Annotated in this window: 7 protein-coding genes; 5 read left to right on the plus strand and 2 right to left on the minus strand. The window is 73.1% G+C overall.

Features of this window, described 5'->3' with window-relative positions; all coding sequences use genetic code 11:
• Nucleotides 1-52: 52 nt before the first annotated feature.
• The gene (locus tag ACIA5G_RS38270) at nt 53-670 is read right to left on the minus strand and encodes a transcriptional regulator (RefSeq protein ID WP_395932380.1); all 618 of its coding nucleotides are present in this window, start codon (nt 668-670) and stop codon (nt 53-55) included.
• A complete protein-coding gene (locus tag ACIA5G_RS38275) occupies nt 667-1788 on the minus strand; it encodes a pyridoxal-phosphate dependent enzyme (protein ID WP_395932382.1) in 1122 nt (373 codons plus the stop codon). Before ACIA5G_RS38275 ends, ACIA5G_RS38270 begins: the two co-directional genes overlap by 4 nt.
• A gap of 792 nt (nt 1789-2580) precedes the next feature.
• Here ACIA5G_RS38275 and ACIA5G_RS38280 point away from each other — a divergent pair.
• The 5 genes from ACIA5G_RS38280 to ACIA5G_RS38300 are packed head-to-tail and all read left to right on the plus strand — an operon-like array spanning nt 2581 to nt 15976.
• Nucleotides 2581-9402 carry an SDR family NAD(P)-dependent oxidoreductase gene (locus tag ACIA5G_RS38280; RefSeq protein ID WP_395932384.1) on the plus strand — a complete coding sequence of 2274 codons (6822 nt, stop codon included), beginning with the start codon at nt 2581-2583 and terminating at the stop codon, nt 9400-9402.
• A gap of 31 nt (nt 9403-9433) precedes the next feature.
• Nucleotides 9434-13702, plus strand: a complete 4269-nt coding sequence (locus ACIA5G_RS38285) for a beta-ketoacyl synthase N-terminal-like domain-containing protein (RefSeq protein ID WP_395933058.1) — start codon at nt 9434-9436, stop codon at nt 13700-13702.
• The gene (locus tag ACIA5G_RS38290) at nt 13699-14004 is read left to right on the plus strand and encodes an acyl carrier protein (protein ID WP_395932386.1); all 306 of its coding nucleotides are present in this window, start codon (nt 13699-13701) and stop codon (nt 14002-14004) included. The genes ACIA5G_RS38285 and ACIA5G_RS38290 overlap by 4 nt, the downstream gene beginning before the upstream one ends.
• Complete coding sequence (locus ACIA5G_RS38295) at nt 14001-14807, plus strand: alpha/beta fold hydrolase (RefSeq protein WP_395932388.1); 807 nt, start codon at nt 14001-14003, stop codon at nt 14805-14807. The genes ACIA5G_RS38290 and ACIA5G_RS38295 overlap by 4 nt, the downstream gene beginning before the upstream one ends.
• Entirely contained in the window at nt 14807-15976 is a 1170-nt protein-coding gene (locus ACIA5G_RS38300; protein WP_395932390.1) for a glycosyltransferase, read from the plus strand. The genes ACIA5G_RS38295 and ACIA5G_RS38300 overlap by 1 nt, the downstream gene beginning before the upstream one ends.
• The last annotated feature ends 16 nt before the right edge of the window (nt 15977-15992 follow it).

The raw sequence follows: 15992 nt of genomic DNA on the forward strand, positions 1-15992 counted from the left end.
GGCATGATCGTCACAGCGGGTCACTGACTGGGTGACCCACGTCAGAAGGAAGTCAGCGCAGGTAGTTGTAGACGCTGGCGCGCGAGATCCCGAGCAGATCGGTCAGCGCCGGCACCGCGTTCTTCAGCTCGAGGAACCCGCGCTCCTTCAAGGACCGCACCAAGTCCTTCTTCGCGGTCGCCGGCAGGCTCAGCGGGGTGTGGCCGCGCTCGGTCGCGTAGTCCTCGACCAGTGCGCGCAGCTCGTCACCCGTGCGGGCGCGCAGCGACTCGGCCAGCGGGGCCGGCTCGTCGGTGCGGGAGAGCCGGGTGAGGGCGCGGGCCGCCGAGCCGAGGAGTGAGACGTCGAGGTTGAGGCACAGCGCCGCGACGTACTCGCCGGCCGAGTTGCGGATGCCGATCGACGTGCTCTTCGCCGGCCGGCCGTCGGGGAAGCGGTTCGGGTAGTTCTGCAGGACGTCGGGGAACCCCGGGTCGGCGATCCGGGCCAGGCCCAGCTCGGTCGCCGGGTCGCCGACGGCGCGTCCGGACAGGCCGCCCTCGATCGCGCGGACGGCGTGGGCGGGGTCGCGCAGGTCGTGCAGCACCACCTCGCACAGCCCGGGGAACATCCGGCCGACGGCCTGGGCGATCTTCTCGGCTTCCCGCAGCAGCAGCTCGTCCTCGGTCATCCGATCAGCTCCCGCAGCTTGTCGGGCACCTTCAGCCCGGACCCGGTGAGCACGACGACGGTGGTCTCGCCGGGCCGGATCGCCCCGCGCTGGCGGAAGACGTCGATCGCCGCGGCGGCGGTCGCGCTGGTCGGCTCGGCGTAGAGGCCGAGCGACGCGAGCCGGCGGGCGGCCGCGGCGATGGCGTCCTCCGGGATGGCCGCGGTGTCGCCGCCCGACCGCCGGATCGCGGCGACCACCTCGGGCAGCCGGACCGGGTTTCGGATGGCGGTGCCTTCGGCGACGGTGGGGGCGAACGCGGGCGGTTGCCGGTCGTGGAAGGCGGCGTCGAGGGGGGAGCAGTTCCGCGGCTGCGCGACGAGCAGGCGTGGCCGCCGGGTGATCGACCCCGCGGCCAGCAGCTCACCGAACCCGAGGTCGCAGCCCAGGACGATGCTGCCCGCGCCGGCCACCGTGACGACGGCGTCCGGCGCGCGGAAGCCGAGGTCCTCCCACAGCTCGTAGGCGAGGGTCTTGGTGCCCTGCAGGAAGAAGGGGTGCCAGTTGTGGCTGGCGTAGGTCGTGCCCGCCGAGCGGCGGACGGCTTCGGCGGCGGTGTCGTCGCGCGTGCCGGGCACCAGTTCGACGGTCGCGCCGTACGCGCGGGTCTGCAGGACCTTCGCCGGTGACGTCCCCTCCGGCGCCAGCACGGTCGCGGTGATCCCGGCGGCGGCGCTGTAGGCGGCGACCGACGAGCCGCCGTTGCCGGAGCTGTCCTCCAGGAGCGCCGGCACCCCGGCGCCGGCCAGCGCCGAGACCATGACGCTCGACCCGCGGTCCTTGAAGCTGCCGGTCGGGCTGAACCACTCGAGCTTGAACCGGACTTCGGTGTCACCCCAGACCTGCGGGACCAGGGGAGTGCACCCCTCGCCGAGCGAGACCGGGCGCAGGTCGCCGGGCAGGGCCGCCCGGTACCGCCAGAGTGAGCGGACGCCGGTGTCGACGTCGCCGGGACCGAGGCCGGTCAGCGGGGCGACGGTCAGCGGGGCGCCGTCGTCGCCGCGCCAGCGCCGCGGGTCGCCGGGGTACCGCGTCCCCGAACGCTCGTCGGTGTACCAGTACTCCACGATCACCTCCACGATTGGACAACACGTCCAAGTGTAGACGAGATGTCTAATGTTACCGGCAGGTATGCGAAACGGTTTCAGCTTCGGTTCGGGAAAATTTGTCACCTGCGCGGGAGATTTTGACCGGGGACGACTCATCCCGGTGGCCGGAGATACCGCTGGTGCCCGGGTGAATACCCGCAGTCGCTCGTGGTGCCGGATGGCGGTCCGTGCTCGGAGGTGGTACGGAATCGGTCGTTGTGGATCGTGTGAGCACGCGAAACCCGGTCGCCGGCGGAATCCACAGTGGACCCGCGGGGCCGGGTGGTCCGGTGAGGCCGATTCCGGGACCCTACTTTCGGCTGTCGGTAAAATTGTCAGGTGAGTAGTCGCCGCACAATGGGAAAAATCATTTACCGCCGGGTCGGGAGAAAAGCCGTTCGGTGTCGTCCGTTTTACCGGCACGACACTTCCCGGCGGCTTCCGGGAAACGAAGGACCCGCCGGTCGGCGTGGTCCGGTGTGGGCAGCGGCACTGCGTCCACCGGGTGAGAAGGCTTGCCCCATCTGGTGGTGTGTGGCAGGCGGACCGCAGGTGCCGGGCGGTCCGGGCGGCCAGTTGATCACTGTTCAAGAGTAATCCCGACACTGCTCCCATCCGGTGGTACATGACGTACACGTTAAATTCTTGCGTCCGCGCGCTGGTCTGTCCCGCATTTTCTGAACGACTCCGACGAAATCGTGGTGGGTTGTTGACGGAACCGGGTGAACCCGCTTAAGTACACCCCGTTACTCCATCACCCTTTCGTGCATAGCGGGAGTTCCCATGCGTGTCTCGAAAGACGACTGCGTGCCGGCCGCGCCGGTCGTCGCCGTGTCGCCGTTGCGGTGGCCGTCGGCGCGCGGGGTCGCGGCCGCCGTTCGCGGGGGCGGGCTCGGTGTGCTCGACCTGACCGGCCCGGAAGCCGCCGCCGCCGAAGAGCTCACGCTGCTGAGAGAATGGGGCATCCCGGCGTTCGGGGTCCGGCTCACGCACCCGCCCGCGGACCTGCCCGACGCCGTCACCACCGTCCTGCTGACGGAAGACTCCCCGTGCGCGGCGCGGGACTTTCCCGGCCGGCAGGTGCTGGCCGAGGTCACCAGCCGGGACGCGGCCGTGCGAGCGGTCGCCGGCGGCGCCCACGGACTGATCGCCCGCGGTCACGAATGCGGCGGCCGGACGGGTGAACTGAGCACGTTCGTGCTGCTGCAGGCCCTGCTCGACGACGCGCTCGGCGTGCCGGTCTGGGCCGCGGGCGGGATCGGGCCGCACACTGCGGCGGCCGCGATCGCCGGCGGGGCCGCCGGGGTGGTCGTGGACACCCAGCTGGCGCTGCTGCCGGAGGCCGAACTGCCGTCGGCGCTCACCGCCGGCTTCACCGGTCTCGACGGCTCGGAAACGACCGTCGTCGACGGCGTCCGCGTGCTGGCGCGCCGCGGCGCCGAGCCGATCGAAGCCGGGCAGGACGTTTTCTTGGCCACTCGGTTCCGCACCCGCTGGGGCACGGTGACCGCGTCGGTGCGCGGCCTGGCCGACGCCCTCGGCGACGCGCTGCGCACCGAAACCCCGGTGCTCGGCCCGGGCAGCGCGGGCAGCCGCGCGCTCGGCACGGCGCTGCCCGTCGCGCAGGGACCGATGACCCGCGTCAGTGACCAGCCCGCCTTCGCCGCCGCGGTCGCCGCGGGTGGCGCGCTGCCGTTCATCGCGCTGGCCCTGTCCGGCCCGGACCAGACCCGCGACGTTCTGGAGAAGACGCGCGAAGCCGTCGGCGACGCACCTTGGGGTGTCGGCGTGCTCGGCTTCGCCGCCGAAGACGTCAAGGCCGCGCAGCTCGCAGTGATCCGCGAACTGCGGCCCACCCACGCGATCATCGCGGGTGGCCGCCCGGCCCAGGCGGCGGCCTTGGAGGACGCCGGGATCTCGACCTTCCTCCACGTGCCCTCACCCGGGTTGCTGAAACAGTTCCTCGAGGCCGGCGCGCGCAAGTTCGTCTTCGAAGGCTCGGAATGCGGTGGCCACGTCGGGCCGCGGACGAGCTTCCCGTTGTGGGAGGCCCAGCTCGGCGTGCTCGCCGACTTCCTCACGTCCACTCCGGACGCGGCCACGGACCTGCAGCTGCTGTTCGCCGGCGGCATCCACGACGAGCGGTCGGCCGCGATGGTGGCCGCCCTCGCCGCCCCGGTCGCCGTGCGGGGCGCCGCGGTCGGCGTGCTCATGGGCACGGCGTACCTGTTCACCCGCGAAGCCGTCGAGGCGGGCGCCGTCCTCCCGTTGTTCCAGCGGGAGCTGCTCGGCGCCGAGCACACCGACCTCCTGGAGACCGCGCCCGGGCACGCCACCCGGTGTGTCCGCAGCCCGTTCACCGAGGAGTATGCGGTGATCAAGGCCGGCCTCGCCGAACAGGGTGTCCCGAGCCGCGACGCCTGGGAACAGCTGGAACACCTCAACGTCGGACGGCTTCGGCTGGCCAGCAAGGGCATCGAGCGTGTCGGGGCCGAACTGCACGACGTCGCGGAGGACCGGCAGCTGGCCGAAGGCATGTTCATGGCGGGCGAAGTCGCCGTGCTGCGCTCGGCCGTCACCACCATCGCGGACCTGCACACCGCCGTCGGGGAAGGCGCGAACGCGTTCCTGCGCGAACGGGCCGCCGCGTTCGGCGTCGTGACGCCGGAACCGCCCGCGCCCGAACCGCTCGACGTCGCGATCGTCGGGATGGCCTGCATGTTCCCGCAGGCCCCGGACCTGGCCGCGTTCTGGGCGAACGTCCTGGCCGGCGCCGACGCGGTCACCGAGGTCCCGCCGGAGCGCTGGGACACTTCGCTCTACTACGACCCCGACGGCCAGGGTGAGAAGACGCCGTCACGCTGGGGCGGGTTCCTGCCCGAGATCGGCTTCGACCCGCTTCGCTACGGCATTCCGCCATCCTCGCTGGCCAGCATCGAACCGGTGCAGCTGCTGGCCCTCGAAGCGGCGCACCGCGCACTGGCCGACGCGGGCTACGCCGACCGCGCTTTCGACCGCGCCCGAACGTCGGTCGTGTTCGGCGCCGAGGCGGGCAGCGACCTGTCCAACGCGATGACCCTGCGCTCGGTGCTGCCGTCCTATGTGGGCGAACTGCCGCCGGCGCTGGACGAGCGGCTGCCGAAGATCACCGAGGACTCCTTCCCCGGTGTGCTCGCGAACGTCATCGCGGGCCGGATCGCCAACCGGCTCGACCTGGGCGGCGCCAACTACACCGTCGACGCCGCGTGCGCGTCGTCGCTGACCGCGGTCGACGTCGCCTGCAAGGAGCTGACCGCCGGCACCAGCGATCTCGTCCTCTGCGGCGGGGCGGACCTGCACAACGGCATCAACGACTACCTGCTGTTCGCCTCGGCGCACGCCCTCTCGCCGACCGGGCGGTCGGCGACGTTCGACAGCGCCGCCGACGGCATCGCCCTCGGTGAGGGTGTCGCTTGTGTTGCGCTGAAGCGGCTCGCCGACGCCGAACGCGACGGTGACCGCGTGTACGCCGTGATCAAGGGGGTCGGCGCGGCTTCCGACGGCCGCGCGCTCGGCCTCACCGCGCCGCGACCGGAGGGCCAGCACACCGCGCTGACCCGCGCCTACCGCAACGCCGGCGTGTCACCCGCGCAGGTGGGGCTGGTCGAGGCGCACGGCACCGGCACCGTGGTGGGCGACCGGACCGAGCTGGGCACGCTGACGAAGGTCTTCACCGAGGCCGGCGCCGAGCCGGGCGGCTGCACGATCGGGTCGGTGAAGTCCCAGATCGGGCACACCAAGTGCGCCGCGGGCCTGGCCGGGCTGATCAAGACGGCGATGGCGCTGCACACCGGCGTCAAACCGCCGACGCTGCACCTGTCGTCGCCGAACCCGGCGTGGGACGTCTCGACCAGCCCGTTCGTGTTCCAGACCGCCGCGCAGCCGTGGGCCGCGCCGGCCGCGGAACGGATCGCCGGCGTCAGCGCGTTCGGCTTCGGTGGCACCAACTTCCACGTGGTGCTCGGCGCGCACGACAGTGTCCCGCCGGCACAGACGGCCGACGAATGGCCGGCCGAGCTGTTCCTCTTCACGTCGGACACGGCGGTTCGCGACTTGCTTTCGCTGGCGTCGGACGTCCCGGCGGGGCAACAGCCGTGGCGGCTGCGGGACCTCGCGCTGAGTGCGTCCCGGCGCGCCGAGACAGGCGGGCCGGTCCGGCTGGCGATTGTCGCGTCCACTGTGGACGAGCTGACCGGACTGCTGCGGCAGGCCCTGTCCGGACAGGATGTGCCGGGCTTGTACCGCGCGGATGACACCGCGGCCGGCGACGTCGCGGTGTTATTCCCCGGCCAGGGCAGCCAGCGGCCGGGCATGTTCGCGGAGCTGTTCGTCGCCTTCCCCGAGCTGCAGCGGTTCCTGCGCCTGGACCCGGTGACGGCGGACGTGGTGTTCGGGCCGGCCGCGTTCGGGGAGGAGGCGCGGGAGGCGCTGGCCCGGCGCGTCACCGACACCCGCGTCGCGCAGCCCGCGCTCGGCCTCGCCGGGCTGGCCGCGTTCCGGCTGCTGACCCGCGCCGGCGTGCGGCCCGCGATGACCGGCGGGCACAGCTACGGCGAGCTGACGGCGCTGGCCGCGGCGGGCGCCCTCACTCCCGAAGCGCTGTTGCACGCGAGCCACGCTCGGGCCGGGGCGATCCTCGACGCGGTGCCGGCCGGGGACCCGGGTGCGATGGCCGCAGTCTCGGCGTCCGCCGCGGACGTGAGTGCGGTCCTCAGCGGGTCCGCGGTCGTCCTGGCCAACCACAACTCGCCGAAGCAAACGGTGATCTCCGGGCCCACCGCCGACGTCGAAGCCGCGGTTGCCGAGCTGCGCGCGGCCGGGCTCGGGGCCAAGCGGATTTCGGTCGCGTGCGCGTTCCACAGCCCGCTGGTGGCTTCGGCCGGTTCGGCCTTCGGACGCACTCTGGAAGCGATCGGCGTTGTGCCGCCCGCCGTCCCGGTGTACGGCAACCGGACCGCCGGGCCGTACCCGGCGGACCCGGACGAGATCCGTGGTGAGCTGGCCGCCCAGATCGGTTCACCGGTGCGGTTCGTCGAGCAGGTCGAGGCGATGTACGCGGCCGGCGCGCGGGTGTTCGTCGAGGCCGGGCCGGGCGCGGTGCTCGCCAGGCAGGTCGGCGCGATCCTCGGCGACCGGCCGCACCGGACGGTCGGGTTCGAGCAGCCGGGCCGTCGCGGCCTGCCGGGTTTCCTCAGCGCGCTCGCGCAGCTGGCGGTGGCCGGGGTGCCCGTCGAGACGGGCTGGCTGTTCCGCGGCCGCGACGCCGTCGACGCGGCGACGGCCCCGCGGCCGAAGCGTCCCGGTTGGACGGTCGACGGTCACCTCCTCCGCACCGCGGACGGCACTATTCCCGCCGGTGCCCTGCGCCCGGCCGAGCGGCTCCCGTCGGTACTGGCCACAACGCCGGCCGAGGCCGTCACGTCGGAGGCGATGGTGGCCGACTTCCTCCGCACGAGCCGGGAGATGATCGCGGCTCAGCGTGACGTCCTCCTCGGCTTCCTCGGCAGCGAGGCCCCGATCCCGGTCGCCGCTGTCCCCGAACGCCCCAATGTGGCCTTGGTTGCGTCAAACGCACCGAAGGCCGCCTTGGGTGCGTCTGATGCACCGAAGGCCGCCTTGGGGCGCTCGGTCTTGGAGACGATCGTGGCGGTGATCGGGGAGCGGACCGGCTATCCGGTGGAGATGATCGAACCGGACCTGGATCTGGAAGCCGACTTGAGCATCGACTCGATCAAGCGGGCCGAGATCGCCGGTGAGCTGGCGAGCGTCCTCGGGCTCGCGAGTGGTGACGTCGAGGAGTTCGCCAAGGCACGCACCGCGGCGGCGATCGCGGAGCTGATCGGTGACCAGCGCCCCAAGGCGGCCTTGGTTGCGTCAGACGCACCGAAGGCCGCCTTGGGTGCGTCTGACGCACCGAAGGCCACATTGGGGCGGTCGGTGCTGGAGACGATCGTGGCGGTGATCGGGGAGCAGACCGGTTATCCGGTGGAGATGATCGAGCCGGACCTGGATCTGGAGGCCGACTTGAGCATCGACTCGATCAAGCGGGCCGAGATCGCCGGTGAGCTGACGATCCGCCTGGGTGCCGGGGACGTCGAGGAACTGGCCAAGGCTCGGACCGCCGCCGGGATCGCCGAGCTGCTGGGCACCGGGAGTCCGACACCGACGGTGGAGCGGGCCGGACCGGAGCCGCTGATCATCGCGCCGAAGCGCTACGTCCTGACCGAGGTCGAACTCGCGCCCGCCCAGCGGCCGGACATCGCCGGCCAGCGCTTCCTGGTGCTGGGGAGCGGACCCGACGCCGAAGCCGTCCGTACCGAACTGGCCGCGCACGGGGCCGAAGCCGAAATCGGTGACGTCGTCCAACCCGGCTTCGACGGCTACCTGCACCTCCCCGGCGCCACCCCGGTCCTCCCCGAAGCCTTCCCGGCTTACCGGGCCGCGCTGGCTCGGCAACCCCGCTGGGTGATCACCGCCGGCCCGGCCGAGGGCCTGCGCGGGTTCTACCGCAGTGTCGCCCGTGAGTACCCGGACACCGTCGCGCGGGTCGTCGAAGGAGCCGACGCGGCGGGGCTCGTCGCCGAACTGTCCACGGTGGACCGTGAGCCCGTGGTGATCAGGGACGGAGAGATCCGGCGCGGCTTGAAACCCGCCGAGGAAGGACTCGGCCTCCTCGGCAGCAGCGGCGCGGGACCGGCGGGTGACGGCGTGGCCGAAGCGGCCGCGATCGGGCTGGACCGCGACTCGGTCGTCCTGCTCGTCGGCGGCGCCAAGGGCATCACCGCCCGGTTCGCCGCGACCCTGGCCGCTGCCACCCGCTGCCGGGTCGAGCTGCTGGGCCGGACGCCGGTGCCGCAAAGCGAAGACGAGTACCCGCACGCGAAGGACGCCAAGGAACTGCGGGCCGCCCTGATCGCGAGCGGGCTGAAGAGCCCGGCCGAGATCGAGAAGACCGTCCGGCGGATCGAGAGTGAACGCGAAGTCCGCCGAACCCTCCGCAAGCTCGAAACCCTCGGCAGCCCGGTGCGTTACCAGTCCGTCGACATGCTCGACGCCGAGGCCGTGCACCGCGCGGTCAAGGAGATCCACGCCGAGCACGGCCGGCTCGACGGCATCGTCTACGCGGCCGGTGTCATCGAAGACAAGCTCGTCGCCAACAAGACGCCGGAGTCGTTCGCCCGCGTCTACGGCACGAAGGTCGAGGGCGCCCGGACGCTGCTCGAAGCGACCGCCGACCTGCCGGACGAGCCGAAGTTCGTGGTCCTCTTCGGCAGCATCGCCGCGACGCTCGGCAACCGCGGCCAGTCGGACTACGCCGCCGCCAACGACGCCCTCGAGACCCTCGGCCGCCGGTGGCCCGCCGGGCGCGCGGTGACCGTCCACTGGGGACCGTGGGCGCCGACCGGCGACCACGACGGCATGGTGACCCCGGAGCTCATGCGCGACTACGCCCGCCGCGGCATCGCGCTGATCGACCCGGAGGAAGGCACCCTCGGCCTGCTGCGCGAGCTGGCCTGGGGCCGCCCGGACACCGCCGCCGTCGTCCACACCGCGTCGGGCTGGTGACCCGATGCCGGACCCCGTGGCGATCGTCGGGATGTCGGTGCTGCTGCCCGGCGCCCCGGACCTGGCGGCCTACTGGCGCAACCTCGCCGGCGGTGTCGACGCGATCACCGACGTGCCGCCGGAGAAGTGGGACGTCGCGCACTACGCACCCGGAGAGCAGCGCCGCGCCGACCGGCTCTACTGCCGGCGCGGCGGGTTCGTCGACGAACTGGCCGAAGTGGACGTCACCGGGTTCGGGATCATGCCGAACTCCATCCCCGCCACCGAGCCCGACCAGCTGATCGCGCTGCGGGTCGCGGCGCAGGCCGTCGCGGACGCGGGCGGGCCCGACCGGCTGCCCGCCGACCGCGCGAAGGTCGGCGTCATCCTCGGCCGCGGCGGTTACCTGACACCGGGGCTGGTGCGGCTCGACCAGCGTGTCCGCACCGCGAGCCAGCTCGTCCGCACCCTCGGCGAGCTGCTTCCGGACCTCGACGAAAAGCGGCTCGACGCGGTCCGGGAGGCGTTCACCGACCAGCTCGGGCCGGAGGCGCCGGAATCCGCGATCGGCCTGGTGCCCAACCTGGCCGCGTCACGGCTGGCCAACCGGCTCGACCTGCGCGGCCCGGCGTACACGGTGGACGCCGCCTGCGCGTCCTCGCTGATCGCCGTCGACCACGCCGTGCGGGAGCTCGCCACCGGCCGCTGCGACGTCGTGCTCGCCGGTGGTGTGCACCACTGCCACGACATCACCTTCTGGAGCGTGTTCACCCAGCTCGGCGCGCTGTCACCGTCCGAGCGCATCCGCCCGTTCCACCGCGACGCCGACGGGGTGCTGATCGGCGAGGGCACCGGCGTGGTGGTGCTCAAGCGCCTCGCCGACGCCGAGCGGGACGGCGACCGCGTCTACGCGGTGATCACCGGCACCGGTGTCGCCTCCGACGGGCGGACCGCGAGCCTGGCCAACCCGGACTCGGGCGGCCAGGTCCGGGCGGTGCGCCAGGCGTGGGCGGCGGCGAACCTGGACCCGGCCGCGCCGGACTCGCTGGGCCTGCTGGAGGCGCACGGCACCGCGACCCCGGCCGGGGACGCGGCCGAGCTCGCCACCCTGCAGGAGGTCTTCGGGACGGCGGGCACCGCGGTGCTCGGCTCGGTCAAGTCGATGATCGGCCACACGATGCCCGCGGCCGGGATCGCCGGCCTGGTCAAGGCGGCCCTGGCCGTCCACCACGGCGTCCTGCTGCCCACCCTGCACTGCGACGACCCGCACCCCGCGCTGGAGAAGACCCGTTTCTCCACTTTGGACACCGCGCTGCCTTGGGACGCGGCGGTGCGCCGCGCCGGGGTCAACGCCTTCGGGTTCGGCGGGATCAACGCCCACGTCGTGCTCGAACAGGCGCCGGACCGCGCGGCCCCGGCCGTGGTGGTGCGGGAGCCCGAACGGGTGCTGCGGCTCGCCGCGCGGTCGGTCGACGAACTGCGTGACCTGCTCGACCGGCCCGGACCTCGGGTGACCGGCGACGGCCCGGTCCGGCTGGGCGTGGTCGACCCGACGGAGAAGCGGCTGGCGCTGGCCCGGAAGGCCGTCGCCCGGGGCCGGTCCTGGCGGGGGCGCAACGACATCTGGTTCGCCGACCGTCCGCTGCTCGGGCCGGGCGGCGGAAAGCTCGCCTTCGTGTTCCCCGGCCTCGAGTCGGAGCTGACCTTGAACTGCGGTGACGTCGCCCGGCACTTCGGGCTGCCGTGGGCACACACGGACGCGGAAGTGGGTGACGTCGGCCGCCAGGGCGCCGCGGTGTTCGAGCTGGGCCGGCTGCTGCACGGCGCGCTCGGCCGGCTGGGTGTCGAGCCGGACGCCTTCGCCGGGCACAGCCTGGGTGAATGGACGGCGATGGCTGCGGCCGGGGTGTACGCCGGCCACGAGGTCGACGCCTTCCTCGCCGGGTTCGACCCCGACACCCTCGTGGTCCCCGGGCTCGCCTTCGCCGCGGTCGGGGCGCCCGCGCCGCGGGTGCTCGAGGAGCTGGCCGGGCGCACGGACGTGGTGCTCTCCCACGACAACTCGCCCAACCAGGCCATGATCTGCGGGCCGGTGGCGGCGGTCGACACGCTGGTGGCGCGGTTCCGGACCGGGGGGATCGTGGCGCAGGTGCTGCCGTTCCGCTCCGGCTTCCACACCCCGATGCTGCGCCCGTACCTGGCACCGATCCACGAGGCGGCGGCGCGCTTCACCCTGCACCCGCCGACCCGGCCGCTCTGGTCGGCGACCACGGTCTCGGAATACCCGGCCGCCGAAGCGGAGGTCCGCGAGCTGTTCGTGCGGCACCTGCTGGAACCGGTCCGGTTCCGCCCGCTCGTGCGGGCCCTGCACACCGCCGGGTTCCGGGCGTTCGTCCAGGTCGGCGCGGGCCAGCTCGGCTCACTGGTCGGCGACACGCTGCACGGGGAGGACCACCTCGTCGTGGCGGCGCACTCCGCGCACCGCCCCGGCCTCGCGCAGCTCCGCCGGGTCGCGACCGCGCTCTGGGCCGACGGCCTCGACATCGACTTCACCCGCCTGCCCGGCGCCGGCGAGGACGGCCGCGCGACCGCGCGCAAAGCCGTCAAGCTGGACCTCGGTGGCCGGCTGATCTCGCTCGACGAGCAGACCCGCGCCCGGGTCGGCGCGCGCCTGGCCAAGGACTCCACCCTGGCCGGGAAGGGCCCGCTGGCCGAGGAGTTCGCCGCACTGCTGGCGGACACCGCGGACCTCGCGTCCACTGTGCTCAGTGGCCGAACCCGGCCTCGCCGGCTGCCGCCGCCCAGCGCGTTGCGGACCACTTTGGACGTCTCGGTCGAGACCATGCCCTACCTGCTCGACCACTGCTTCTTCAAGCAGCCGCCGCAGGCCGACCCGGGGGACCGCTGGCCGGTGGTGCCGGCCACCACGGTGATCGACCACCTCATGGGCTTCGCCGAGCAGACCGCGCCCGGCCGCCGCGCCGTCGCCGTGCACGACGTCCGGCTGACGCAGTGGATTGCGGCGGTCCCGGCGGTCAGTGTGCCGGTGCGGGTCGAGCCGCAGGGCGCCGACCGCGTGCTCGCAGCTCTGGACGGCTACTCGCAGGCCGTTGTCGAGCTCGCCCCGGACTATCCCGCGGACGCACCCGCGCCGTGGCGCTTCCCGACAGCGGCCGAACAAGTCCCCGAGACCACCGCGGCCGAGCTGTACCACGACCGCTGGATGTTCCACGGCCCGCGCTTCCAGGGAGTCACCGAACTGACCGCCGTCGGCGAACACCACATGCGAGCCGTGCTGACCACGCCGGCCGCGCCCGGTGCACTGCTCGACAACGTCGGCCAGGTGCTCGGTTACTGGATCATGGCGCGGTTCCCGGAACGCACCACGGTCTTCCCGGTCGGCATGCGCGAGATCCGGTTCCACGGCCCGCACCCGGCGCCGGGGGAGCGGCTGGAGTGCCTGGTCCGGATCACCGGGCTGACCGAGGAGTTCCTCGACGCCGACATGCAGCTCGTCCACCGGGGACAGGTCTGGGCCGAGTTCACCGGCTGGCGCGACCGGCGGTTCGACAGTACCCGCGACATCCGCCAGGCCGACCGGACGCCGGAGCGCTCGACGCTGTCGAAGGAGCAGCCGGGCGGGTGGGCGCTGGTGCGCGAGCAGTGGCCGGACCTGGCCACCCGCGAGCTGATCATGCGCAACTACCTCGCCGGATCCGAACGCGACGCCTACGACAGCCGGCCACCGCGTGGACGGCGGCAATGGCTGCTCGGCCGGATCGCGGCCAAGGACGCGGTCCGCCAGTTCCTCTGGGCCCGTGGTGAACCCGAGATGTTCCCGGCCGAGCTGCGCATCGGCAACGACGACGCCGGCCGTCCGCACGCGACCGGCGCCTATGGCCGTGAGCTGCCGGAGCTGACGATTTCGGTTGCGCACAAGGCCGAAGCCGGGGTGGCGATCGCCCGGTTCGGGCCGTGCGGCATCGACGTCGAAGAGGTGGCGCCGCGCACGGCGTCCACTGTGGACGCAGCACTCGGCGCAGGGGAGCAGACCCTGTTCGCGAGCCTGCCCGGCGACCCGGAACGCTGGTTCGCCCGCTTCTGGACCGCGAAGGAAGCCGTCGCGAAACTGCTCGGCACCGGGCTGCGTGGTGAGCCTCGCGACTTCGAGGTCGTCGCGGCGACCGAGGGTGAGCTCACCGTCCGCGCCGCCGGGCGCGACCACCGCGTGTGCTGTGCCGACATCGAGAACCCGCCCGGCGCGCCGCCGCGCCGGTACGTCGTCGCCTGGACCGAAGAGACGAAGGAGACCGCGGAATGAGCATCAAGACCACCGCCACGGACGAGGCGACCGTCCTCGCGCAGCTGGCCGGGATGCTGCGGGAGCTGCTCGAGGAATACGGCCTCGAGGACGCGGAGATCACCATGGACACCACCTTCCACGACGACCTCGAGCTGGAGAGCGTCGACCTGGTGGCGCTGTCCGGGCAGCTGCGCGAGCACTACGGCGAGCGGGTCAACTTCGCGACCTTCATCGCCGAGCGCGACCTGGACGAGATCATCGCGCTGACCGTCGGCGAGCTCGTCCGGTACACCGTCGCCTCGCTGCGGGCGACGGCATGAGCAAGATCCGGGCGGGCGCGCTCGACGTGCACGTCCAGCGGCTCGCCCCGGACGTGCCGCTCGACGGTGACGCGCCGGTCGTCGTGTGTGTCCACGGCCTGCTCACCGACAGCCTCGCCAGTTACTACTTCACCCTCGGCCCCGCCTTCGCCGAACGCGGGCTCGACGTGCTGATGTACGACCTGCGCGGGCACGGCCGTACGACACGTCCGGAGTCCGGTTACCACCTGGAGGAGTTCGTCGACGACCTCGTCGCGGTCCTCGACGCGAGCGGGGTCACGCGGCCGGTGCACGTCGTCGGGAACTCGTTCGGCGCGTCGGTGGCCTTCGGGCTGGCCGCCGCCCGGCCCGACCGGGTGGCGAGCGTCGTCGTGATCGAAGGTGAGCCGCCGACGGCCGAGTGGACGCAGCACATGGCCGACGGCCTCGCCGACGCGAAGACCCGGCTGGCCATCGACGAGGTGATCGGCTGGATCGAGGACAACCACGGCGCGCACACCGCCCGGCTGTCGAAGGCGGCGAACCGGATCCTGCAGACGACGACCATCGCCGAGGACATCCCGCGCAGCGCGACGATCGCGGCCGACCTCTCGGCGGTGCGCTGCCCGGTGTTCGCGATCTTCGGCGGTGACTCGGGGCTCGCCGCGCAGGTGCCGCACTTCGAGGAGCACCTGGCGCGCTGCCGGTGTGTCGTGCTGCCCGACCAGGGGCACTCGGTGCTCGTGGAGCGGACCGCCGAGACGATCGAGCTGATCTTCGAGTGGGTCCGGGACACCTCCCGCGCCCCGGCCCGGGTGCGGTAGTGGCGCGGTTCCTGTTCGTCGTCCCGCCGCTGGTCGGGCACGTCAACCCGGCCGCCGGGGTGGCGGCCGAGCTCACCGCGCGCGGGCACGAGGTCGCCTGGGCCGGGCACGACGAGCTGCTGTGGCAGCTGGCCGGCCCGGACGCGCTGGTGTTCTCCTGCGCCCTGCCGCCCGACGCGCCTTCGCGCCCGGCGGACCTCAAGGGACCGGCCGCGCTCCGGTTCCTCTGGCAGGACTTCCTCGTCCCGCTCGCGGACGCGATGGCGCCCGGGGTGGCCGCGGCGATCGACGCGTTCGAGCCCCACGTGATCGTCGCCGACCAGCAGGCGCTGGCCGGCGGGCTGCTGGCCGAGGCACGCGGCCTGCCGTGGGTCACCTCGGCGACGACGTCGGCCGAGCTGGTCGACCCCCTCGCCGGGATGCCGAAGGTCGCCGAATGGGTCGGCTCGCTGCTCGACGGGCTGCGTTCCCGGATCGCGGACGGCCGGGGTGCCGCGGACCCGAGGTTCTCCCCGCACGGTGTGCTCGCCTTCACCACTCGTGAGCTGCTCGGCGCGGCCGCGCTGCCGCCGAACGTGCGGCTGGTCGGGCCGTCGCTCGCCGCGCGTCCGTCCACTTCGGACTTCCCGTGGGCGTGGCTCGACCCGCTCCGGCCGACGGTGCTCGTGTCGCTCGGCACGGCGAACACCTCGGCGGGAGCGGGGTTCCTCGCCGCGGCGGCAGCGGCGTTCGACGGGCTGCCCGCGCGAGCCGTGCTCGTCGATCCAGGCGAGGTCCTCGGCCCGGTGCCGCCGAACGTCCTGGTGCGCCCGCGGGTGCCGCAGCTGGCCCTGCTGCCGCGGGTGGACGCGGTGCTCTGCCACGCGGGGCACAACACCGTCTGCGAGACGCTGTGGCACGGGTTGCCGCTGGTGGTCGCCCCGATCCGGGACGACCAGCCGATCGTGGCGGCCCAGGTGGTGGCGGCGGGGGCGGGGATCCGCCTGCGCTTCGGCCGCGCGGACGCGGCCCGCATCGCGGCGGCCGTCGAGGAGATCCTGACGGAACCGTCGTACCGGCGGGCGGCCGAACGGGTGGCAGCTTCGTTTCACGCGGCGGGCGGAAGTGCCGCGGCCGCAGGGAAATTGGAACAGCTCGCGCTCGAAAGCCTGGCCCATTTGCAGCCTTGAAGATTGTTATTTACTC

The organism is Amycolatopsis sp. NPDC051758 (assembly GCF_044453095.1).
Classification (GTDB): Bacteria; Actinomycetota; Actinomycetes; order Mycobacteriales; family Pseudonocardiaceae; genus Amycolatopsis.

Coding starts and splice junctions, on each gene's coding strand:
- ACIA5G_RS38285 (WP_395933058.1), top strand. CDS start 9,434: ATGTCGGTGCTGCTGCCCGGCGCCCCGGACCTGGCGGCCTACTGGCGC.
- ACIA5G_RS38270 (WP_395932380.1), bottom strand. CDS start 670: ATGACCGAGGACGAGCTGCTGCTGCGGGAAGCCGAGAAGATCGCCCAG.
- ACIA5G_RS38295 (WP_395932388.1), top strand. CDS start 14,001: ATGAGCAAGATCCGGGCGGGCGCGCTCGACGTGCACGTCCAGCGGCTC.
- ACIA5G_RS38290 (WP_395932386.1), top strand. CDS start 13,699: ATGAGCATCAAGACCACCGCCACGGACGAGGCGACCGTCCTCGCGCAG.
- ACIA5G_RS38280 (WP_395932384.1), top strand. CDS start 2,581: ATGCGTGTCTCGAAAGACGACTGCGTGCCGGCCGCGCCGGTCGTCGCC.